Source organism: Xenorhabdus entomophaga, assembly GCF_037996725.1.
In the GTDB taxonomy this organism is placed as follows: Bacteria; Pseudomonadota; Gammaproteobacteria; order Enterobacterales; family Enterobacteriaceae; genus Xenorhabdus; species Xenorhabdus khoisanae.
Map to the genome: position 1 here is coordinate 1 of NZ_JBBMXH010000045.1, position 24,259 is coordinate 24,259.

General features: G+C 46.3%; 17 protein-coding genes and 1 pseudogene. 12 read left to right on the forward strand and 6 right to left on the reverse strand.

The window, feature by feature from the left end:
- Positions 1 to 635: 635 nt before the first annotated feature.
- Positions 636 to 1,520: pseudogene (locus AAC854_RS10910) on the forward strand (IS982 family transposase).
- A 92-nt stretch (positions 1,521 to 1,612) separates the two neighbouring features.
- Entirely contained in the window at positions 1,613 to 2,143 is a 531-nt protein-coding gene (locus AAC854_RS10915) for a DUF6531 domain-containing protein (RefSeq protein WP_340617146.1), read from the forward strand.
- 70 nt (positions 2,144 to 2,213) lie between these two features.
- On the opposite strand, the gene AAC854_RS10920 is transcribed toward AAC854_RS10915, so the two are convergent.
- The 3 genes from AAC854_RS10920 to AAC854_RS10930 all read right to left on the reverse strand — a co-directional run bounded on the left by AAC854_RS10920 (position 2,214) and on the right by AAC854_RS10930 (position 12,794).
- Positions 2,214 to 3,122, reverse strand: a complete 909-nt coding sequence (locus AAC854_RS10920; RefSeq protein WP_340617127.1) for a condensation domain-containing protein — start codon at positions 3,120 to 3,122, stop codon at positions 2,214 to 2,216.
- A complete protein-coding gene (locus AAC854_RS10925) occupies positions 3,112 to 10,728 on the reverse strand; it encodes an amino acid adenylation domain-containing protein (RefSeq protein WP_340617128.1) in 7,617 nt (2,538 codons plus the stop codon). The genes AAC854_RS10920 and AAC854_RS10925 overlap by 11 nt, the downstream gene beginning before the upstream one ends.
- A 1,616-nt stretch (positions 10,729 to 12,344) precedes the next feature.
- On the reverse strand, positions 12,345 to 12,794 hold the full coding sequence (locus AAC854_RS10930) for a prepilin peptidase (RefSeq protein ID WP_340617129.1): 450 nt from the start codon (positions 12,792 to 12,794) through the stop codon (positions 12,345 to 12,347).
- Between the two features lie 399 nt (positions 12,795 to 13,193).
- On the opposite strand from AAC854_RS10930, the gene rsmE reads away from it, so the two are divergent.
- The 4 genes from rsmE (at position 13,194) to ruvX (ending at position 15,989) form a co-directional block, all read left to right on the forward strand.
- Positions 13,194 to 13,925: a 16S rRNA (uracil(1498)-N(3))-methyltransferase gene (gene rsmE / locus AAC854_RS10935; protein WP_340617130.1), complete on the forward strand. Its 732-nt coding sequence runs from the start codon at positions 13,194 to 13,196 to the stop codon at positions 13,923 to 13,925.
- A 9-nt stretch (positions 13,926 to 13,934) separates the two neighbouring features.
- Entirely contained in the window at positions 13,935 to 14,894 is a 960-nt protein-coding gene (gene gshB, locus AAC854_RS10940) for a glutathione synthase (protein WP_340617131.1), read from the forward strand.
- 109 nt (positions 14,895 to 15,003) lie between these two features.
- Positions 15,004 to 15,567: a YqgE/AlgH family protein gene (locus AAC854_RS10945; protein ID WP_047962290.1), complete on the forward strand. Its 564-nt coding sequence runs from the start codon at positions 15,004 to 15,006 to the stop codon at positions 15,565 to 15,567.
- Entirely contained in the window at positions 15,567 to 15,989 is a 423-nt protein-coding gene (gene ruvX / locus AAC854_RS10950; protein WP_099115042.1) for a Holliday junction resolvase RuvX, read from the forward strand. Before AAC854_RS10945 ends, ruvX begins: the two co-directional genes overlap by 1 nt.
- A gap of 88 nt (positions 15,990 to 16,077) precedes the next feature.
- Here the strand turns inward: ruvX and AAC854_RS10955 are convergent, their stop codons facing one another.
- Positions 16,078 to 17,091, reverse strand: a complete 1,014-nt coding sequence (locus AAC854_RS10955) for a type IV pilus twitching motility protein PilT (RefSeq protein ID WP_340617132.1) — start codon at positions 17,089 to 17,091, stop codon at positions 16,078 to 16,080.
- A gap of 22 nt (positions 17,092 to 17,113) precedes the next feature.
- Between AAC854_RS10955 and AAC854_RS10960 the strand changes: the two genes are divergently transcribed.
- The 5 genes from AAC854_RS10960 (at position 17,114) to hemW (ending at position 21,095) form a co-directional block, all read left to right on the forward strand.
- Positions 17,114 to 17,809: a YggS family pyridoxal phosphate-dependent enzyme gene (locus AAC854_RS10960; RefSeq protein WP_340617133.1), complete on the forward strand. Its 696-nt coding sequence runs from the start codon at positions 17,114 to 17,116 to the stop codon at positions 17,807 to 17,809.
- A gap of 85 nt (positions 17,810 to 17,894) precedes the next feature.
- Positions 17,895 to 18,716 (forward strand): pyrroline-5-carboxylate reductase, encoded by an 822-nt coding sequence (gene proC / locus AAC854_RS10965; protein ID WP_340617134.1) that lies wholly within the window; start codon positions 17,895 to 17,897, stop codon positions 18,714 to 18,716.
- A gap of 33 nt (positions 18,717 to 18,749) precedes the next feature.
- Positions 18,750 to 19,313 carry a YggT family protein gene (locus tag AAC854_RS10970; RefSeq protein WP_047962295.1) on the forward strand — a complete coding sequence of 188 codons (564 nt, stop codon included), beginning with the start codon at positions 18,750 to 18,752 and terminating at the stop codon, positions 19,311 to 19,313.
- Positions 19,314 to 19,378: 65 nt separating this feature from the next.
- Entirely contained in the window at positions 19,379 to 19,972 is a 594-nt protein-coding gene (locus tag AAC854_RS10975; RefSeq protein ID WP_340617147.1) for an XTP/dITP diphosphatase, read from the forward strand.
- Positions 19,965 to 21,095, forward strand: a complete 1,131-nt coding sequence (hemW, locus tag AAC854_RS10980) for a radical SAM family heme chaperone HemW (RefSeq protein ID WP_340617135.1) — start codon at positions 19,965 to 19,967, stop codon at positions 21,093 to 21,095. The genes AAC854_RS10975 and hemW overlap by 8 nt, the downstream gene beginning before the upstream one ends.
- Positions 21,096 to 21,154: 59 nt before the next feature.
- Here hemW and AAC854_RS10985 read toward each other — a convergent pair whose 3' ends face one another.
- A complete protein-coding gene (locus AAC854_RS10985; protein ID WP_340617136.1) occupies positions 21,155 to 21,706 on the reverse strand; it encodes a LeuD/DmdB family oxidoreductase small subunit in 552 nt (183 codons plus the stop codon).
- Positions 21,703 to 23,001 carry a 3-isopropylmalate dehydratase large subunit gene (locus AAC854_RS10990; RefSeq protein WP_340617137.1) on the reverse strand — a complete coding sequence of 433 codons (1,299 nt, stop codon included), beginning with the start codon at positions 22,999 to 23,001 and terminating at the stop codon, positions 21,703 to 21,705. The genes AAC854_RS10985 and AAC854_RS10990 overlap by 4 nt, the downstream gene beginning before the upstream one ends.
- A gap of 275 nt (positions 23,002 to 23,276) precedes the next feature.
- Here AAC854_RS10990 and AAC854_RS10995 point away from each other — a divergent pair, with 275 nt between their 5' ends.
- The gene (locus AAC854_RS10995; protein WP_340617138.1) at positions 23,277 to 24,194 is read left to right on the forward strand and encodes a LysR family transcriptional regulator; all 918 of its coding nucleotides are present in this window, start codon (positions 23,277 to 23,279) and stop codon (positions 24,192 to 24,194) included.
- The last annotated feature ends 65 nt before the right edge of the window (positions 24,195 to 24,259 follow it).

The window sequence follows — 24,259 nt, forward strand, 5'->3', positions numbered from 1 at the left end:
TTCGTTCAGGCTCAGAAAGGGTTATCTTCGATTTCATTAGAACAGGCGGAAAGTCAGATTATCGTGTTATCTATTATAACAGTCGTGCAAATAATTTATCTGACTAACTTATATGAAACAAATGCTTTCAGTTTGGACTGATAGAAAGAACAATGACAGGCCATTTATGACATATCCTAATGGCGATATTGTTTATGGCGAGGTTAGACCTGAATATAAAAAGTTAATGGGCATTATTGAATCAAGTAACAGCAAACAGACTAAGATGTAGTCATTCAGACTTAATCTGACAGTCGCCCACGTTGATTTAGTGCCTGTCAGGTTAAATTCGTAACGTCTAAGATAATCGCTTCAAGAGGGAGATTTGATGAAATAATACATCATGAAGATGCCTATTTACCCAATGCAAAACGTAACACCACTTTTATGGCACTTGAAAATAAACTGCACGATGTTTTTAAACAAAATGTTAATCAAGATGAATTATTGAAACACGCTCTTGAGCGATATAAGGAAGGCGCCAATGAAATTTCTATGTAATATAACCCGAATTCTGGATAAGAAATTGACGAGAAGCCTGTTCCAGAAGCTAAGTTTTGGTGCACACCGAAAACAGCTCCGAGGGGGAACAGGCTATGGACAAGTTAGTTGAAATTTTCTGTGATGTCGATGATTTTTGCCGTTTTTTCATTCCTCAATGGGAACAATTTTGTCTTGAGAGTGGGCATCGTTTACGCCGCCGACAAGGTCATATGTATCCCAATGAAATCATGACCATTTTGATCCTTTTTCATCTGTCGCATTACCGTGATTTTAAAAATTTTTATTTGGAACATATTTGGCAATACCACCACCGCGACTTCCCCACTTTACTCAGTTATACCCGTTTTATCAGTGTTACCCCTTCCGTTTTGGTGCCACTATGCAGCTATCTGTCTAAATTAAAAGGGAAACCCACAGGCATTGCTTTTATTGATTCCACCAGTTTGAGTGTCTGCCATAACATTCGCATCCCTCGACATAAGGTCTTTGCGGGGATAGCAAAGCGCGGAAAAAATTCAATGGGTTGGTTTTACGGTTTCAAATTACACTTGGTTGTCAATCATCAGGGGGAAATTCTAGCGCTTAAAGTGACTGCGGGAAATGTGGATGATCGGGAACCTGTTCGTTAATTATCAAAAGAATTAATAGGTTCTCTTTACGGTGACAAAGGTTATCTCAGCCAGGAATTGGCGGACGATTTAGCCAAAACCGATGTCACTTTCATCACGAAAAAACGGCGCAACATGAAAGCGTGCATGCAAGCTGAGTGGGATAAGATAATGTTAAAAAAGCGTTTTATTATTGAAACGATTAATGGGCAATTAAAATTGATTTCTCAGATAGAGCATTCGCGTCACCGAAGTCTAAGAGGATTTATGTTGACCGTTTTAGGTGGACTGATTGCTTACTGCCTTAAATTGAAGAAACCATCACTGAAAGTTTTCTACTCAGAAGAAGCTGTTCCAATGATGGCTTAAGCAGAATTCGGGTTAATTTAATATACGAAGGGGCTTCTTTAGCGACAGGTTTTCTTGGACTTGGCAAGGCTGCTGCCAAAAAAGGAGCAAAAATCAAAGGCAAATCTCAAGAAACCCACGATGCGCCTGAAACTCCCAAGAAAACGGAGACGGATACCGTTGACAACCAGTCAAGCAACAAAGAAGGGCAAAATAGCAATAAAGCCAAAACAGAAGGTGACCCTGTTGATATGGCAACGGGTGACTTCCTGCAAGTCTGGCCTGTCATTGCTATCCCCGGATTATTGCCGATAACCCTGACCCGTACCTATCGCTCTACCGCCAAATTAAACGGCCTGTTTGGCCCTAAATGGGCTGATGACTGGTCACGTCAGTTGGAATTGTCCGAAGGTAAGTTGAATTTCACCGATGCTGATGGTGTGATCTACGATTTCAACACACCGGATAACACGGTGCTCGCCCGTAACCAGCATATTCCTCATTATCTGCTGACCGGCGAACTAACCGGTGAATTGAAACTGACCGATCGCCAGTCCCAGCTTATCTACCATTTCAATCATGCCATCGGATCTATCCGTAAATTAGTCAGGCATTCAGAAATTATATCGAACAACAAGGGATGACGGCGGTTATTACGATAAATTGGTACGAAATTACGCCAGCACGTTGGCACTGGCGTTTATCATTATATGACTACCGATGTGAGGTGAGTAAATCTGCCGGTGTCAGAATATCAATTTCTCCAATCCGCTGCTGAGGGTTAGCCACCATGGCTTGTAGCACAGTGAGCAGACAGTCAACATGTCGTTCTATGGTCGGTTGGTCAAACAGGGCAGGGGCATAATTTATCTCCCCGACAATCATGTCATTCTCCTCAAAAAACTCTATTTCGAGATCACAGTTGATAATATTTAAATCATGAATAACCGATGACACTGTCAGCCCCGGTAGTGTCCAGTCAGGGTCTTCATAATCCTGCCAAGCAAACATCACCTGGAACAACGGTGTATGGTTCAGCCGACGTGACGGCTGCACAATTTCCACCACCTGTTCAAACGGCAAATCCTGATGCGCCTGTGCCCCTAACGTGGTTTGCCGGACTTGTGCCAGCAGTTCTGCCACTGTCAGTTCACCCGAGGCTCTTGTGCGCAACGCAAGTGTATTCACGAAGAAGCCAATTAAAGGCTCCACTTCCTGACGGCTACGCCCTGAACTAGGGGTTCCGATAATGACATCTTCCTGACCGGATAAACGCGATAAGACCACCGTCCAGGCAGACAATAGTGTCATAAATAACGTGACGCTGTGCTGCGCACTCAGGCGTTTCAGCGCGGCCATTAATTCCGCATCCAAATTGATGGGTAAAACCTGCCCGACAAACGACTGCTCAGACGGGCGTGGCCGATCTGTAGGCAAATCCAGTAAAGCCGGTGCGTCAGCCAGCGTCATACGCCAATAGTCAGATTGCACCTGCATACGTTCAGCGGAAAACCACTGACGCTGCCAGGCGGCATAATCCGGGTACTGAATAGCCAGCGCGGGTAAAGGATCAGGTTGTCCGGCCAGAAAAGCCGTATAGAGTATGTTCAGTTCATCTATCATCTGCCACCACAATAACCGGCGCAGCATCCCTCAGATTGTATGCCAGACGTTCTCCCGGATAAGCCGGATCTAACGGCACATAGGCGCCACCCGTTTTTAAGACGGCCAGCAACCCGATCACCATTGCCGGTGACCGTGACACGCAAATGGCGACTCGTTGCTCCGGCTCTACGCCCAGTGCAATTAACTGATGAGCCAGTTGGTTAGCTCGGACATTTAATTCAGCATAACTGAGCATCTGGTTTTCATAGACCAGTGCGGGGGCCTGCGGCGTTTTCTCCACTTGCTGTTCAAACAACTGGTGAATACACAACGCCGCAGGGTAGGCGGCTTCCGTTGCATTCCAGGTTCTTAGCAACAACGTGCATTCTGCTTCCGGCAGGATCTCCAACTGCCGTACTGGTGTTTCCGGGGCCTGCTCCAGCGCATCCGCCAGACTTTCCAGTGCCTGCTGCATATAGCCGCATATCCGCACCGGCTCAAACGGCTGAACGACCTGAGCCGTCAATCCCAGCGCCTCTCCAAAATCTTCCACTGACAGCACAAAGGGGTAGTTGGTTCGTTCCTGTCCGTCTAATAATTCAACCCCCTCCAGCGTTTCATCCAACTGATTCGATTGATCATTATGCCGATAGCTCAACAGGGCACTAAAGAGGGGAATACCGCGTTCAACGCCGCTACACTGCTGGGCCAGCGCCAGTGAAGCGTGTTCATGGGTTAATAATCCTGCCAGCCGGCGATGGGCGGCCTGTACGCTGTCCCGTACCGGAGTGTCATCCATATCCAGCCGCAACGGCAAGGTATTGATAAACAATCCCATCCCACTGTCTGCCCCTTCTCCTGCGGCCATGCGACCAAACAACACGGTGCCGAACACCACTTTTTCCTGTCCGCTGGTGCGCGACAGCACCTGTGCCCAGGCAAGGTGACACAAGGCCGCCAGACTGACGCCAAAACGCCGTGCCTGACTGCGCAGTCGGTCATTCAATTCAGGTGCCAGCATCCGGTGAGATTCTGTCATCTGTGAGCCATCGCGATGCACCTCCGTCAAACCAAACGGCAGTGTCGGTTCTTCCACCTCCCCTAACATTTCGGTAAAGAAATGGGTGTGATCTTCCTGACTCACGCCCAACCGGGCCTGTGCCACCAGATTGCGGTACGGCACAGGTACAGCTAATTTTTTCCCTTGTCCCGTCAGGTAGGCCTGCACTTCACGGTGCATCACTTCCACCGTTTCATGGTCGCCAATCAGGTGATGCAGTAATTGCAGAACAATCCAACGTCCATCCGCTTCCTGCGTCACCACAAAACGCAACAATGGCGCGTCACTCAGGTCAAGACGATAATGACTGACGTTAAAACGTTCCGCTAACTGGCGGCTAACTGGCCCATCTGCCGGATCCAGTGTCAGTTCCGTCACTGACAAAGAAGCCTGGCGCCAGACGACCTGTACCGGCATGGATACGCCCTGCCAGATAAACGCGGTGCGTAAAATATCGTGCCGCTCGACTATCCGTTGCATCGCCGCCAGATAACGATCCAGTAAAGATCGGTCAGCAAACGCCATCTGCTCAGTCAACAGATACGGATCCCCTTCGTGTGCCAGTAAGTGGTGGAACAAAATACCGTCCTGCAATGGCGATAAGGCATAAATATCCTGAATATTCGCCACCCCACCCGGTACTTGTCTGACAATGTGGTCAATATCCGCCTGCGTTAAATCCGCCAACGGCAACATTTCCGGGGTCAGTTGTTGCGTTTCGGGGGTAATCACATTCGGCGGGATTTCCAGCGTCTGATGTTGCCCCAATGTTTGCGCCAGATCGGACAACACCGGCGACCGGAACAAATCCCGCGCCGCCAGTGTCAGCCCCTGCTGACGCAGGCGCTCAATCATGCGCACCGCGAGCAATGAATGCCCACCCAGCGCAAAAAAGCTATCATGGCGGCTGATCGGCTCAATGCCCAGTAATGCACTCCAAATCGCCGCCAGTGCCATTTCAGTTTCCCCCTGCGGGGCCGCATAGATCTGACGGGCAAGCGCCTCACTGTCCGGTGCCGGCAACGCCCGGCGATCTAACTTACCGTTCGGCGTCAGTGGAAATTCGTCCAGACGCACAAAAGCGGCCGGCACCATATAATCCGGTAAAACCTCACTCAGGTGGGTACGCAGGCTGTTGACCAATTCCTCATCCACATCTGCCACAACATAGGCCACCAGCCGTTTATCCTCCCCATCACCCAGCACCAGTACCGTTGCCTCACGTACCGCCGGGTGTTTTGCCAGCCGGATTTCAATTTCCCCCGGTTCAATACGGAATCCACGAATTTTCACCTGCTGGTCATTACGGCCCAGAAATTCCAGATTACCGTCCGGCAGGTAACGGGCTAAATCCCCGGTGCGGTACAGGCGTGCATCCGGGATATCACTAAACGGATCAGTAAGGAAACGTTCGGCTGTTAACTCAGGGCGGTTCAGGTAACCACAGGCCACCCCGTCTCCCCCGACATAAATCTCACCAGTCGCCCCCAACGGCACGGGCTGACCGTGGCTATCCAGCAGATAAACCCGGGTATTGGCAATTGGCCGGCCAATGGGAAGCCGGATCATGCCTTGTGCCAACAATTCAATAGGGTATATCGTCGTAAAGGTGGTGCCTTCTGTCGGGCCATAGGCCTGCAAAAGTTGTTGCGGCGGACGATGTTTCAGAACCTGATCAATAATCGGTAAATCGGGGATATCTCCGCCAAAAATCAGTGTTTTTATCTGCGGCAGCACCGGGGACAAGTCTATAGCCAGTCGGTTAAACAGCCCGATTGTCAGCCACAGCACCGTGATATGGTGGCTTTGTAAAGCCCGGACTAACTCCACCGGCGTCAATAGCATAGCGTGATCAATCACCACCAGCGCGCCCCCGTTAAGCAACGGTGCCCAGACTTCAAAGGTACTGGCATCAAAAGCCGGGTTAGCGGTAAAGGCTACCCGATCATCCGGTTCGATGGCTGCATAACCATTATTGATGACCAGCCGAACCACGGCACGGTGCGGCACCAGAACGCCTTTCGGTGTTCCGGTAGAGCCAGAGGTGTACATGATATAGGCTAATTCCGTGCCGGCACGCGGTAAGTCAAGGTTAATATTGGTTTTCTCACTGGCTTGCTCACTGGCTTGCTCGCCAGCTATCTTGTTCTCATCGGAAAGACGAAACAGGGGGACAACCAGATCAGCCGGAATATCTGTCTGTGTATCGGTGAGTAACAATTTGGCGGAACAGTCATTGATCAGCCAGTTTTTCCGCTCATCCGGCACACTGGGATCAAGGGGGACGTAAACTGCACCGGCTTTAAGCACAGCCAGTTGAGCCACCACCAACACTATGGAACGTTCGAACAGCAGCACAATATGATCGCCGGGGCAGACGCCTTGTCCGATTAGCTGACGGGCGAGCTGATTAGCCTGTGCATTCAGCTCCCTGTAGCTCAGGGTTTTATCTCCCGCTATCAGGGCTGTCGCCTGCGGGGTTTTCTCCACTTGCTGTTCAAACAACTGGTGAATACACAACGACTCAGGATAAGGCGTTTCCGTTGTGTTCCAAGTGGTTAACAATAAGGTACGCTCTGCTTCCGGCAGAATATCCAATACCCGAACCGGCATATCCGGGGTGTGTTCCAGCGCATTAACCAGACTTTCCAGTGCCTGCTGCATATAGCCGTATACACGCTCCGGTTCAACTGGTTGAGCAACCTGAACCGTCAATCCCAGCGCCTCACCAAAATCATCCACTGACAGCACAAAGGGGTAGTTGGTCCGCTCCTGTTCGCTAACAAACTCAATCCCGCTTATCAGTTCCTCTGACATGGACGATACGGCATTATGCCGATAGTTCAACAGGGCACTAAAGAGAGGAGTGCCACGGTCAACACCACTACACTGCTGGGCCAGCGCCAGTGAAGCGTGTTCATGGGCCAGTAATCCCGCCAGCCGGCTATGGGTAGCCTGCACACTGTCCCGTACTGGAGTGTCATCCATATCCAGCCGCAACGGCAAGGTATTGATAAACAGCCCCACCCCGCTGTCAGCCCCTTCTCCCGCGGCCATACGCCCAAACAGCACGGTGCCGAACACCACTCTTTCCTGTCCGCTGGTGCGCGACAATACCTGTGCCCAAGCCAGATGACACAAGGCGGCCAGACTGACGCCAAAACGCCGTGCCTGACTGCGCAGGCGGTCATTCAACTCAGATGCCAGCATCTGGTGGAATTCCGTCACCTGCGAGCCATCATGATGCACCTCCGTCAAACCAAACGGCAGTGTCGGCTCTTCCACCTCCGCTAACAGCTCGGTAAAGAAACGGGTATGGACTTCCTGACTCACGCCCAACCGGGCCTGTGCCACCAGATTGCGGAATGGCACAGGCACAGACAGATGCTCTTCTTGCCCTGCCAGATATGCCTGCACTTCACGGTGTATCACGTCCAGTGTGGTGTGATCACCAATCAGATGATGCAATAGTTGCAGCAGGTACCAACTGCCATCCGTTTCCTGAGCAATCACAAAATGCAATAGCGGTGGCTGACTCAGATCAAGACGATAATAGCGCGGATCAAAACGCTGGATTAACTGATCAATGACCGGGCCATCAGCGGGGTTCAGCACCAGCTCTGTCACTGACAAGGAAGCCTGACGACAGACGACCTGTACCGGCACGGATACACCCTGCCAGATAAACGCGGTGCGTAAAATATCGTGCCGCTCAACTATCCGTTGCATCGCCGCCAGATAACGATCCAATAAGCTCCTATCAGCAAAAGCCATCTGGCTGGTCAACAGATACGGATCGCCTTCCCGTGCCAGCAAGTGGTGGAACAAAATACCGTCCTGCAATGGCGATAAGGCGTAGATATCCTGAATATTCTCCACCCCACCCGATACTTGTTCAACAATGTGGCCAATATCCGCCTGCGTTAAATCCGCCAACGGCAACATCGCTGGTGTCAGTTGCTGTGTCGCGGGGGTAATTACATTTGGCGGGACTTCAATAGCCCGGTGCTGCCCCAACGTTTTCACCAGATCGGATAACACGGGCGACCGGAACAGATCACTTGCCGCCAGCATCAATCCCTGATGACGCAGGCGCTCAATCATGCGCATCGCGAGCAGGGAGTGACCACCCAATGCAAAGAAACTGTCATGGCGGCTAATTTGCTTAATGCCCAACAACTCACCCCAGACTACCGCCAGTATCGTTTCTTCTCTCCCTTGCGGGACTTCATAAGCCTGCCGGACAAACGCTTCTTCGTCTGGTACCGGTAATGCCCGGCGATCCAGTTTGCCGTTCGGCGTCTGCGGGAAGCTGTCCAGACGCACAAAAGCCGCCGGCACCATATAATCCGGCAAAAGAGTACTCAGATGGGTAAACAACCTGTTTACCCACTCTTGATTCTCTTCCGCCACCACAGTTTCCGCCACGATATAAGCCACCAGTCGCTTACTTTGCCCGTCATCCAGTGCCAACACGGCGGCCTGATTCACTGCCGGATGTTCCAGCAAGCAGGTTTCAATTTCTCCCAACTCAACACGGAAACCGCGAATTTTCACCTGCTGGTCATTACGCCCCAGAAACTCCAGACTACCGTCCGGCAGGTAACGGGCCACATCCCCCGTGCGATACATCCGGGCGTCAGATAGCGGGCTAAAGGGGTCGGGAATAAAACGTTCTTCACTTAAAATTGGCTGGTTCAGATAACCCCGCGCGACTCCCACACCACCAATATAAATTTCCCCTGCGCAACCTAGCGGCACAGGCTGTCCGTTGCTGTTTAGCAAGTAAATGCGGGTATTTTTGAGTGGCCGGCCGATGGAACGATCATCGTCTGAGGAGAAGACTTCCTGACAGGTTGCCGTAACAGTATTTTCTGTCGGGCCATAGGCGTTTAATAACCGGGGGCGGTAACCTTCCTGTGCAAACCAGTCCTGAAGGGCTTTTTTCTGGACGGCCTCACTGCCAATAATAATCAGCCGGAGCGCGTCAGGCAGTGTTAATCCTTTATCTCTGCCCGCCAGTTCAGACCAGAATAACGTGGGCAGGAACATTACCGTAATGCGGTTTTCCCGGGCTAAGGCTATAAATTCTGTCATTGACTCCAGCCAGCTATCATCGCGAATGACCAGCGTGGCGCCATGACATAATGATGAGAAACACTCCTCAACGGAGACATCAAAGGCAAACGCCGCAAACTGCAACACCCGATCCTGCGCCGTCACGCCATAAAGTTCATTCACCCCCAGAGTACGCTGGTAAATTGCCTGATGTTCCACCATTACCCCTTTTGGCTGACCGGTAGAGCCAGAGGTGTAAATCACATAGGCCAGATGTTGTGGCGTTAACGTCGAAACATGTGGGTTACTGTCCGGCTGATCCGGCTGCATCATCGGGTCAAGAACGGTCAATTCAGCCACTATCTCGTCACCCAATATGGACTGTCCTGTGTCATCCGCCAATATTACGGATGGGACACTGTCGTTGAGGATATAGGCCAGACGCTCTGCCGGATAAGTGATATCCAGTGGCACATAGGTACCACCTGCTTTCAGCACCGCCAGCAATGACACTACCATCGCCGGTGAGCGTGCCACGCAAATGGCGACCCGTTGCTCCGGTTCAATGCCCTGCTCAATCAATTGATGGGCCAACCGGTTAGCGCGGGCATTTAATTCGGTATAACTCAGTGTTTGCCCCTGATACTCCAGCGCTGCCGCCTGTGGGGTCTTTTGTGCCTGCTGCTCAAACAACTGATGAATACACAAGGCTTCAGGATAAAGGATTTCAGTCGGGTTCCAGATTTCCAGTAACAATGTCCGTTCCGCCTCCGGCAACAAATTAAGCTGCCTGATGGGGATGTCATTACCTCTCCCTTTTGATAACAGTAACATCTGTAAATGTTCATCCATTCGCGCAATCACTTCCGCACCCAGACGATTTTCATCATAGATCCAGCGGAAACCGCCTTGTTCATTTATTTGGAATGTCAGTAATTCACCAGATGCTTTCTGATCATACTGTCTGCCATCCTGTATCACCGAAACAGCTATAGGCCACGGATGGCGGGTGCTTAATTCAGGGATGGCATGCAATGAAGGGAAATGGGAAAGGAGGCCATAACTAAATGTCTGGTGTTGCGCCAGTCGGACAAGCTCATCATCAATCGCGCCAGCTACCCCATGCCACGGCTTATCCAATGCCACTTCAATGTCCATGGGCACCACTGATGCCAGATTTGCCCGGTTATCGTTGGATGCTACAAACCAGCCGATTTGGAATGTAGACTGCTGAGTCAGACGCGCAAGATAGATAACAAATGCCTGCAACAATATTCGCCATGGCTCCTCTTGACCATTTTTGGGAAACGGGGATTGCCAGCGGCTTATTGCCCAACGGGGTTCTGCAATCTTATGGGGAATGTCGAAAGGTAACTGAATTGGTTGCAAAGCGGCAAGACGCTGATACCAAAATAGCTCACTGGGTGTAATTGATTGAAGAGTATTTATCCCAGAAAGCACTTCACCATTAAGGATATTTCCCGCTGTAGCAATGTTATCTTTCATTTATTACCTCACCTCAACGAATCTGTTAGTTGTTTGAAAATGATCAATTTTTAGAATTGTTAAAAATATTTTTCTTACTTTGCATTCATTTGATTGGAGAGAAATACAACTAATGTATAAAACATTGTTCAAGATATTTAGGCAGTGTTTTTTATCAGGTTTTAAATACAGCAACCCGATAAATAGTGATAAAGTTAACGTTATGGAGTAATAATGTTGTTAATAATTAGTTAAATAATTAACCAGATGGATTGGAATGGGATGTCCTATTTTTGTTAACTCCATTTACTATCCTCATATTTATTTTCCCTATTTCAAGATGCAGGTTTAGAATGACATTAATTATAATAAATCAAATTATTTAATTAGTTTACACTCTAGGGTATTAAAATATATAAAACCAATAATATATAGGTGAAAAAAAGTAGCATTGATAAAGACAGCATATCTAAATGGTCAGCGAAGCAAAGAAGCCGATAACGGAATAAAACCCAAAGCAACTGTAATTATTGGGCATTATATTTCCCCAACATAGTGACATCCCCTGAATGTCACCTAAAGTGCAAAAATACTGCAAAAATGTTTCTTTCAAACAACACACTCAGAAAAACAAAACACCACCAGAATATTTCATTCTTAGATTAACAAAAAATATTTCAACCTTCATTTCAAAAAGGCCCTGAAAAATAAATAACAAAACAGTTTAAACAAATATTAACACCTGTGTTAATATCCACTTTTCACTTTATATTACCCTGCATACAAAAATCAATTAAATAAAAAATCAAACAAAGAAAAAAACCTTTATAATAAACAAAACCCCACCTTAATTGATGTGATAATTAGTGCCTTTTGATGATTTTAAATAATTAACAGACTTAAGTTGTGATCAATAATCCATAACGCAATAAATCAACTTGAATAAAAATCCCGCTTTTTTTATTGTTGGAGTCGGCGGAGAGACAGGCGAGCAGCCTCAGCTAACTAGATGCTTCAAACATCCAGAACATGCAGGGTAAGCAGCCTAAAGCCAACTAGATGCTTCCAACGTCTAGCGCATACAGGATAAGCGGCCTAAACCAGCTAGATGCTTCCAACGTCTAGCCGTATACAGGATGAGCTGCCTAACCATCTGGATGCTTTTAACATCCAGCATGGGCAGAATAAGCAGCCTAAACCATCTGGATGCTTCTAACGTCCAACATGGGCAGAATGTGTACTATAGGCGCAAGTCCTTTCTCTCCGCCACTTTTTATTTCCCTCAATTTACAATCATCACCAATACAAGCCGATGATGAAATGCAACTCAAAGAAATTATAACTGTCGATAATTACACATCTCCCAATATCAAAAATTGTCTATCCTGAATATTTACTCAATTACACAACAGTCTAACAATCACTGTTTTGCTATTAATAAGGTGAAAAAACCTGATTTTCCAATAAAGCCGTTATCTTTAATGTCATAATAGATCTCATCTCCTCTATCAACGTAGTTAAGAGAATGAACTTTTTAAAAGAAATATTAAAGCCCTGCTATGATAAACTCCCCCATCCTTCATTTGCAAATTGTTGCTTGGTTAGCCACTCTGTTAACTGGAAAAATTAAGAATATATTAGACAGATGTAATATCAATATCACTCAGTGAAAACCCCACCAGCACTATTGCGGATAAACATAAATAAGGCCCAAATGCGATAAATTCAGGATAAGACTTCCTTTTCAATCTCAACAGCATAAATCCCAACAGGCCAGATAATGAAGCCATCAGCATCAGTATTGGTATCATTTCCACACCCAACCATGCGCCAATGGCTGCGGTTAATTTAAGATCTCCATAGCCTATCCCCTCTTTCTTGAAGGTGTATCGACACAACCAATACAAAAACCATAAAAACAGATACCCTGATATGGCGCCGTATATTGCACTCTCTATTGGAACCAGATGAGCATCAATATTAAATAAAAGCCCAATCCATAATAAAGGAAGTGTAATAACATCCGGCAAACTATACGTTTTAATATCAATAACTGATAATAATAGTAAAGTGCTACAGAAGAACATTATTATTATACAATCTAAGTTAGTTAAAATAACAAATTACCTTTTACGCCCGTAAATACCATGCCTTTATAAAAATTTCTTTATGAAAAGCTACCTTATAAAACACGCCTTTGTAAATAACATCCTTGTTACTGTATTCTTTCCGTATTTCCCAATATCAATCAGGACAGGAGGAATACTAATTTTTTACTCCCGTCATTGGCAACAGATATTTATTTAAAACAGTAATTACAAAATAAATATGCGAGCCAGCTCGCAAGGAGGTATCTTGTATTCCCTAAAATAAGAGATAGCTTGATCATGCAAACAGCGCTCATTTATTATGGCTGTGAATCAATTTTGTCATGTGGCTGTTTGCGCCATGCCGGAGACATCCGGAAAAAGAAGGAAAGAAGAAATATGCGAATTCCCCGCATCTATCACCCTGAACCGCTCTCAGCAGGGGCTAAAACCTATCTGAGCGATGATGCAGCCAATCACGTTGGTCGCGTACTCAGAATGAGTAACGGGCAGGCATTACAACTCTTTGATGGCAGCAATCAAGTTTTTGATGCAGAAATCACTGAAGCCAGTAAAAAAACAGTTCAGGTGCGTATCCTTAATAGCCAGTTATCAGATCATGAATCCCCCCTGAACCTGCATTTGGGGCAAGTCATGTCCCGCGGTGAGAAAATGGAATTTACCATCCAAAAATCCGTGGAACTCGGTGTCAGCACTATCACACCATTACTTTCTGAACGTTGTGGTGTAAAACTGGATGCGGAAAGGCTGGAGAAAAAATTACAACAATGGAAAAAAATTGTCATTTCTGCTTGTGAACAGTGTGGGCGTAATCGTATTCCTGAGATCCGTCCGGTCATGTTACTTGAAGCATGGTGCAAGGAAAATGATGACAGCCTAAAATTAAATCTGCATCCCCGTGCTAACCAAAGCATCAATACCCTCCCGCTGCCTGTGGAAAAAATACGCCTATTAATTGGGCCTGAAGGAGGCTTGACCGCTGAAGAAATTGAAATGACAGCAAAATATCAATTTACTGATATCCTGTTAGGGCCTCGCGTCCTGAGGACAGAAACTACGGCACTCACCGCAATTACCGCACTGCAAGTACGTTTTGGTGATCTGGGTTAAGGAGAAGAAATGATCAAGCTCGGTATAGTGATGGATCCAATTTCATCCATCAAAATCAAGAAAGACACTAGTTTTGCCATGCTGTTGGAAGCACAAAAACGTGGCTGGGAAATCCATTATATGGAAATGAACGATCTCTATCTGTATCAAGGAGAAGCCCGTGCCCGCACCCGTTTGCTCACAGTAGAAGAAAATCCACAGCAGTGGTACCAGTTTGGTAGTGAACAAGAGATAGCCCTCGATACTCTGCAAGTCATTCTGATGCGCAAGGATCCACCTTTTGATACTGAGTACATTTATGCTACCTATATTCTTGAAAGAGCTGAAGCTAAAGGCAGCCTGATTGTTAATAAACCTCAGAGCCTGCGCGACTGCAATGAAAAGCTATTTACCGCCTGGTTCCCAGAGTTGACACCCGATACACTGGTAACCCGCAATGCAAAAAATTTACGCGAATTCCACCAAAAACATGGTGATGTCATTTTTAAACCGTTAGATGGTATGGGAGGCGCTTCAATTTTTCGCCTGAAGCAAGATGATGCCAACGTCGGGGTAATTATTGAAACCCTGACTGAACATGGCAGCCGTTATTGTATGGCCCAAAACTTCCTGCCTGCCATCAAAGATGGTGATAAACGCGTATTGGTTGTTGATGGCGAACCTGTACCTTATTGTCTGGCTCGTATTCCGGCTCAGGGAGAGACTCGTGGCAACCTTGCAGCAGGTGGACGTGGAGAAGCCCGCCCATTGTCAGAAAGTGACTGGGCAATCGCCCGTGCAGTTGCTCCAGTCTTAAAAGAGAAAGGGTTAATCTTTGTTGGGCTAGATATCATTGGCGATCGTTTAACTGAGATTAATGTCACCAGCCCGACTTGCGTTCGTGAAATAGAAGCGGCATTCCCTGACATCTCGATTACTGGCATGCTGATGAATGCTATCGAAAAACGATTGGGAAAACAGATAGCATAATAGCCAGAACAACTTTCGTTTCCTGGCAACATTTGCCATTTATAATAAGTGCCCACATACTGGTGGGCCAAATCACTCTTACATTGCCAAAATAATTATCAGAAAACACATGAATCTACAGCACCATTTTCTTATTGCCATGCCTTCGCTCTCTGATCCTTATTTCAACCGCTCTGTAGTTTATATCTGCGAACATGATCAAAACGGGGCAATGGGATTAATTATCAATAAACCGATAGCCCAAGTTTCTATCCAGAATATCTTACAGAAGTTGGATATCGCCCCCGAAGACAGAGACATTACTATCGATCTCAATAGACCAGTAATGGCTGGCGGGCCTTTATCTGAAGAGCACGGCTTTATTCTGCATACACCACAATCAGGTTTCAGCTCCAGTATCCAGATCTCTGATGAAACCATGGTCACAACCTCCAAAGATGTGCTGGAAGCACTGGGAACTCCCCGTCAACCGAAAAATGTGTTGATGACTCTCGGATATTCAAGTTGGGAAACAGGCCAGTTAGAAAAAGAAATTATGGAAAATAGCTGGCTGACTGTCAGTGCAGAACTTTCTATCATTTTTAATACCCCTATTGCTGATCGCTGGCGTGACGCAGCGTCTCTGTTAGGGATAAATATTTATAATCTCGCATCACAAGCAGGACATGCCTGATGAAAAACCGCACTATCATCGCCTTCGATTTTGGTACTCGCAGTATTGGTGCAGCCATTGGGCAAGAAGTCACGGGTACAGCCAGAGCACTATCTGCTTTCAAAGCCAACGAAGGCTCACCAAATTGGGAGCTTATCGGGAAATTGCTCAAAGAGTGGCAGCCAGATCTGGTTATTGTTGGCTTGCCACTCAATATGGATGGCACAGAACAACCTGTCACCGCACAAGCCCGTAAGTTTGCCAATCGCCTGCACGGGCGTTTTGGTGTTCAGGTTGAACTGCATGATGAACGATTGACCACTGTGGAAGCCCGTTCTCATCTGTTTGATCACGGAGGCTACAAGGCGCTGAATAAAGGTAAGGTTGATGCAGCTTCTGCTGTTATCATTTTGGAAAGCTGGTTTGAGCAACAATATTCGTAATAGCCACATTTTTAGTGTCAATTTTGATAACAGCAATATTCGTAGTAGCCATACTTATCTATAAGAAATGGCTATAACTGCCTCACAATTACCAGCCCCCCTCATCTGCCAGCAATCCTAACGATTTGCGCTGTTGTCGGCTTTGCTCGTAAGTTTGCATACCGTAAGCAGCGCCTGTCTGCATTAATGTCGCTATTTGATGATTCTTACCTTCCCTAACCAAATGGCTGACGGCTTGATTGACGACCAAAACTTCATGAATAGCCACTCTCCCTCCATCTCTGGCAGGAATCAGTTGTTGGGATATAACCGCTTTTAAACTGCCGGCTAATTGGCTACACACCCAGCCTTTCTCTTCTGTAGAAAAAACATCAACCAGACGATCTATCGCTTGAATCGCACCACGGGTATGTAGCGTTGATAAAACCAAGTGCCCCGTTTCAGCCGCTGTCAGAGCCAGCCGAATCGTCTCTTTATCACGTAACTCTCCCAGCAAGATCACATCAGGATCTTGCCGTAATGCACCTTTCAGTGCTGTTTGATAATCCGGTACATCTTTACCAACCTGCCTTTGCTGTATAAGGCAATTCCGGCTTTGATGAACGAACTCTATCGGGTCTTCCAGCGTGATGATATGTTTATTGCCATGGCCATTTAGCGCATTAATCATCGCTGACAGCGTTGTAGATTTACCGCTTCCCGTCGCCCCTGTCACTAATATCAAACCACTTGTCTCCTGCAAGATAAGGCGTTGGATAATATCAGGGGCATACAGCTGTTCCAGAGTCGGGCATTTATCCGTAATTAACCGTAATACCAATGACAGGTGAGATTGTTGATAAAACAGATTCCCTCTGAGCCGCTGTTTATTTGGCATTTCCACGACAAAATCAACATGACCGTGCTTTTGTAACTGCTGCTTCTGAATTTCCGATAAGATTTCCTCGCTCCATGTCACAAGGGCATTGGGTTTAATTTCTTCCAATTGCAGCTGTGGGTATAGCACACCATTAACGCGCAAAACCGGAACTTGCCCGATACAAAGATGCAGATCAGAAGCATTATGCTTTACACTAAGGGCCACCAATTTTTCCATATTCATTTTTTAATCTCCTGAGTCAATTATGAACAATATCGAACAAAATCTTCACGATGTCAGGAACCGCATGACTCTTGTTGCTCAAAAATGCGGACGTTCTCCAGAAGAAATTACTTTACTTGCAGTCAGTAAAACCAAACCTGCGGATGCTATCGCAGAAGCCATCACTAATGGTCAAAGGGAATTCGGCGAAAATTACGTCCAGGAAGGCGTCGAGAAGATTCAACACTTTTCCAACCATAGCGATTTAGTGTGGCACTTTATTGGCCCATTACAGTCCAATAAGAGTCGTCTGGTTGCAGAAAATTTTGACTGGTGTCATACCATTGACAGATTGAAAATCGCCCAGCGTTTAAGTGAACAACGCCCTGAAAATCTGGCCCCGCTCAATGTACTGATTCAAGTTAATATCAGTGGTGAAGACAGTAAATCAGGTATTTTGCTAAAAGAATTAATGGAATTGGCCGCAATCATCAATGTGTTGCCTAATCTTGTATTACGCGGACTCATGGCGATCCCTGCACCAGAAAGCGACTTTGAACGCCAAATCACCGTTTTTCGCCAAATGGAGCAAGCATTTATTAAAATGAAAACGCAGTATCCACAAGTCGATACACTATCAATGGGCATGACAGATGATATGGAAGCCGCCATTACCTGTGGTTCTACACTTGTTCGGATTGGAACAGCAATATTCGGGGCCCGCCAGTACAAGTATTAACTTAAGCCTTACTGAGAAAAATACCTAACTCGATACCTCAGATTAACTGATCAATATGCGAGGTTGTTTCATGGAAAATTATTTAATGAAAAGTCGTAAAATCACCTTTATTGGCGCAGGAAATATGGCTCATGCCATTATCGCCGGGTTGGTCAAAAAAGGTTATCCTGCCGAACTCATCACGGCCTGTTCTCCAAACACAACCCGTCGTGATGTGTTGGCAAAAGAATATGGCATTAATAGCCAAAGTGATAATATCCGTTACGCACAGGAAGCCGATGTCATTGTGTTAGCGGTTAAACCCCAGTTGATGGCAGAAGTTTGTCATGCGCTACGGTCGCAAGTCGATTTCAGCCGAAAACTGATCCTTTCTATTGCTGCTGGTATTCCAACTGCTCGTTTTTACACCCTGTTGCAGGATAATCTAAATATTATCCGTATAATGCCAAATACCCCTTCTCTTATCGGGCAAGGAGTCAGTGGGCTATTTGCACCTGATAACGTTTCTCAGACCGATCGCGAATTTGCAGCATCGCTGATGAGCAGTGTCGGTACAGTCTGCTGGGTAGATAATGAAAACGGGATTAACGATATTATCGCCGTTGCAGGCAGTGCCCCTGCCTACTTCTTCCTGTTTATGGAATCCATGCAACAAGAAGCAGAACGTCTGGGATTCGATAGCGAAACTGCCAGAGAACTTGTCCTGCAAGTCGCCATGGGTTCAGCTAAACTTGCTGAAACGCAAAAAGATCTCCCTTTTGCTATCCTGCGCGAGCAGGTAACATCTAAAGGCGGTACGACGGCAGAAGCATTACGCATTTTTTATGAAGGCAATCTGCCTGAAATTGTGTCTCGGGCTATGCAAGGAGCAATCCACCGAGCGCAGGAAATGGAAAAATTATTTTAATTCAATTAGTTTAAATTTAATCAGGGCTGCTACATGCAATTCTTAAACTTCATCTTTTTCACAGTTCTGGATTTATATATTGCCGTTTTACTGCTACGAGTCTGGATGCAGTGGGTACGTTGTGATTTTTATAATCCATTCTCACAATTTATCGTTAAAATAACCCAACCTGTGATACGTCCATTACGCAGAATAATCCCTGCCGTCGGCCCCATTGACACAGCGTCAGTTCTGTTCGCTTATCTGCTTGTTCTGGTCAAAATAGAATTACCGGTTTGGTTATCTACAGGTCAATTTTTAATTCCTGTTAGCCTGTTACTTCCTGTTGGGATCATTGAATTGCTGACCGCTGCCGGAAAACTCGTATTCTGGTTGGTGATCGCCCGTGCGTTATTGAGCTGGATCAGCCAAGGCCGTAATCCTGTTGACTATGTTCTGATTCAATTGACCGAACCATTAATGACACCTATCCGTCGTATCATCCCTTCTATGGGGGGTCTTGATTTCTCAGCCATGATTGTAATCCTCATCCTCTACGCACTGAACGCTCTACGTTATGACGTAATGGGCTGGCTGGCTACAATGCTCGCAAGTTAATGAGATACATCAGTTAATTGAATACATAAGTTAATTAAATACGCAGGTTAATTAAATAAATGGCAATGCAAAAAGTTGTTCTCGCTACGGGAAATGCCGGCAAAGTCCGTGAAATGGCTGATTTATTGGCCGACTTTGGTTTAGATATCGTGGCTCAAACCGAGTTAGGCGTTGACTCTGCCGAAGAAACGGGCCTTACTTTTATTGAAAACGCAATCATCAAAGCCCGTCATGCAGCAGCCGTCTCTGGCTTACCAGCCATTGCGGATGATTCGGGGCTGTCCGTTGATGCACTGGGTGGTGCGCCCGGCATTTACTCCGCCCGCTATGCAGGCAGTGATGCCTCCGATCAAGAGAATCTGGAAAAACTGTTAGAAGCCATGCGTGGTGTTCCTGACGAACAACGTCAGGCCCAGTTCAACTGTGTGCTGGTCTATTTACGCCATGCCGAAGATCCTACCCCTCTGGTGTTTCACGGCCGCTGGTCAGGCATTATTACCCATGAACCGGCCGGAGAAGGCGGTTTTGGGTATGACCCTGTGTTTTATGCACCAGAATTTAGCTGTACCGCTGCCCAATTGAGCCGCGAGCAAAAGCAGGCCGTTTCACACCGTGGAAAAGCGTTAAAAATGTTGTTGGAAGCCATGCGTAATGCTTAAGTTGCCACCTCTTAGTCTTTATATTCATATTCCCTGGTGTGTACAAAAGTGTCCTTATTGTGATTTCAATTCACATGCTTTAAAGGGAGATGTACCGCATCAGGAGTATGTTGATCACCTACTGGCGGATCTGCGTTCAGATCTGCCAATGATTGGTGATCGCGAGGTATCAACGATTTTCATTGGTGGAGGAACACCGAGCCTGCTAAGTGCTGAGGGTATGCAGCGATTGCTGGATGGAGTGAGATCTTCCCTCACACTCTCCCCACACGCAGAAATTACGATGGAAGCCAACCCCGGAACAGTCGAAGCAGATCGTTTCAGTGCCTATCAGCAGGCTGGCATTAATCGGATTTCTATCGGGGTACAAAGCTTCGGTTCAGATAAGCTGATCCGTTTAGGTCGCATTCACGGCCCGGAAGAGGCAAAACGGGCGGCAAGGCTGGCTGACAAGCTTGGCTTACGCAGTTTCAATCTGGATTTGATGCATGGGTTACCCAACCAGACTCTCAACGAAGCACTGAATGATTTGCGTCAGGCCATTGAGCTATCTCCGCCGCATTTGTCTTGGTATCAATTAACCATTGAACCCAATACCAGTTTCGCCTCCCGTCCCCCTGTTTTACCGGATGATGACGCATTATGGGATATTTTTTCCCAAGGCCATCAATTACTGACGGAAGCGGGTTACCAGCAATATGAAACTTCGGCGTATGCCAAATCGGGTTATCAATGCCAACATAACCTCAATTACTGGCGTTTTGGTGATTATTTGGGCATTGGCTGTGGTGCGCACGGCAAAATCTCGTTTGAAGATGGCCGCATTCTCCGCACAGTGAAAACCAAGCATCCACGCGGATATATGCAGGGACGTTATTTGGATCAGCAAAATCAGGTGGATAATGAAGATCGTCCATTTGAATTTTTTATGAACCGTTTTCGCTTACTGGAATCCATGCCACGCCAGGATTTCAGTGATTTTACCGGGTTACCTGAAAGCGCAATTCGCCCACAAATTGATGAAGCACTGGCTAAGGGTTACATCACTGAAAGCGATACTCACTGGCAAATTACGAAAAACGGGAAGTTATTCCTGAATTCCTTATTAGAGTTATTTCTCTGACAATAAACTGCTTCTCTAAAAACAAACTGCACCTGAAAATTAGGTGCAGTTTTTCTATATCATTTAATTCGTCCGGTCGCGCGGGCATAAGAAAATAGCCCACCAGCAGAGACAATATTGGCAAGTTCACCAATAGGATCAGTTTGATATTGCTCACCCTTTTTCAGTAAAGTCACTGTCTGGTTTTCAACATCAATCTCAATACTATCTCCCGTGACTAATTTGTCACACAAACGTTCCTGTGCAGCGATAGGCAATAACTGTCCGGTTGATACGCAATTTCGGAAGAATATCCGGGCATAAGATTGGGCAAGAACGGCTTGCACACCAGAAGCACCCAATGCGGCCACAGCATGTTCACGCGATGATCCACAACCAAAATTCTGCCCTGCCACAATAATCGGATATTTCGCTTTACCCTTATCTTCATCAATAAAAGGCAAAAATCCTTCCGGTAATCCACACATCGCCAGTGAAGCCAGTTGTGCATATCCTTCAGGTGTAGAAGGATTGACCTTGAGATATTCGGCCGAGAGGATCTGGTCAGTATCAATATTATCGGCCAAGACATAAACCTCACCCCGAATGATATTGTCCTTTAACTCACTCATAAAAACTCCTCAGGATTTGTTATTTGACCAGTAATGGCTGCGGCGGCAACAGAGTAAGGGGAAGCGAGATAAATATTGGCGCGTTTATGCCCCATCCTGCCAACGAAATTGCGATTGGTTGTCGATATCACGGATATGGGATCATTGACGCGCCCGAAGGTATCTGGCGGGCCACCACAACAGGCTGCGCATCCTGATTCTGAAGAAAGTTTCACTCCCGCATCGCTTAAAATTTGGTAGACAGAAACGCCATCAATTTGCGTAGTAATCGTTTTATGGAAAACTTCTTTTGTTGCAGGCACGGCGTAAGTCGGAATTGTTACTTTATGCCCTTTGATAATGCGGGCAGCTGCAACAAAATCCTCTAATTTTCCGCCAGTACAAGAACCAATATAAGCTTGAGAAATTGCTACATTAGCAACTTGCTCGATGGAAACCACATTATCTGGAGAATGAGGTTTAGCTATTTTTGGCTGCATTGCGGAAACATCAATATTTAATACACGGCTATACTGGGCATCTTCGTCCGGATAAACAATTTCAAAAGGGACATTATTCCGTTCTGCCAGATAATCCAAAGTCGCCTGATTGGGAACCATAATGCCATTTTTCGCTCCACACTCAACGACCATGTTACAAATCGTCATGCGCTCTTCTACTGATAATTCATCAATGACATTACCGCCAAATTCTATAGCCTGATAAGTCGCACCATCAACGGTTAATTCTGACAGTACAGATAAAATCATGTCCTTCGCCAAGACATGGGCGGGTTTGTTTCCGGTAAAATTGACTCGAATCGTCGTGGGAACTTTGAGAGGAATTTCACCCGTACCTAACGCATAAGCTGCATCAGTAATTCCTAACCCAATCGCGAATGCCCCAAAAGCACCGGCGGTTACAGTATGAGAATCCGTACCCAATAACACTTCTCCGGGGCGTGTGTGCCCACCTTCTGCCAGCCCTATATGGCAAACACCTTTATAATTGGGAGTTCCTACATCATAAAAATATTTTATGTTCTGTTCAGCGGCAAATTCACGCATGACACGAATGTTCTGATTGGCTTGTGAATCGGCCGAATAGACAAAATGGTCTGGGATGAGAATAAAACGTTCGGGATCCCATATTCGCGCATCCTGACCGAACTCTTTTTTAAATACGCTGGCCACGCCCGGTGTACATGGGTCGTGAGACATCAGAATGTCCACTTTCGCCCAAACCACTTCGCCTGGAGTGACGTGTTCACGCCCACTTGCCCGCGCAAGAATTTTTTGTGTGATAGTTTGGCTCATCTCACATTACCCCCGAAAGATTAAAACAGACTAGATAGATTGTAATCCTAACAAGATTACTACGCCTTATCGTAGGGAAATACCATTGTATCGCTCACTGTTTCCATGATGAGACAGTCGTTCGCAAAATGGGAAATTTATGCCCCTTAAATCTGACACTTATTCTCCTACATGTTTTCTTACGGAACAGTGATAAATAAGGAATATTGGCATGTCTCTGCACGATATGTGGTATGTTATAGGGCAATTTCCGGAGTAAATCATTAGGTTATTTCATGAATAATATTGATAATCTTACCTCAATGGTAGTTTTTGCCCGCGTAGTAGAAACGTTGAGTTTTACCGAAGCTGCAAAATCACTGAGGCTATCCAAGTCTTCCGTCAGCCGAGAGATTGCACAGTTGGAGGTGAGATTAGGTACTCAGTTACTCAACCGCACCACACGTAAAATTCAGGTGACAGAAGTCGGGATGAGTTATTACCAGTATTGCCACCGGATTCTTACCGAAGCGCAAAATGCGGAGCATTTTATCCGCAATTTTCATGAAGAACCGATGGGAAGTTTACGCCTGATTGCTCCGGTTTCTTTTGGCAGCCAATGTATTGTCCCTGCCCTGAATAGTTTTATTGCCGGAAATATTCATATCAGCGTTGATCTGGAACTGACCGACAGAACAATTAATATGGAAGAAGATCAATGTGATATTGGGATTGTCATCGGGCGGGAAATACCACATCATTCACTTGCCACACCGCTGATTGATATCACTTGGGGACTTTACGCTACCCCAGACTACATACGCCAATTTTCCCCAATAGAGAAACCTGACGATCTTCCGCGTTACGATTACCTCCTTTTCCGCGGCCCTGCACATACGATTTCCCTCCCCTTCCGCAAAGAGAGGCACAAGCTGGATATTGAAGTACGCAGCCGATTTCGTATCAATAATAGCGTGGCATTGATGAGTTCTGCGCTGGCAGGAGCTGGTATTGCCTATCTGCCGGACTATGTAGCCCACGAAGCAGTGGCAGAAGGAAAATTAATACGGCTTCTTCCTGAATGGAATATGGATATTTATCAAGCCTGGATATTATTTAAATCAGAGAGCACGCTATCTTCACGTGTACAACAGTTTGCTCTCTCTTTGCAGAATAAACTGAAGCAAAATTTAGAAAATAGAAAAAGTTCGTAAGCAGAAAAGGCCATTGCGGGTACAAAAGCACCCGCAAAAGATATCTAAATATTAATAGTAGCTAT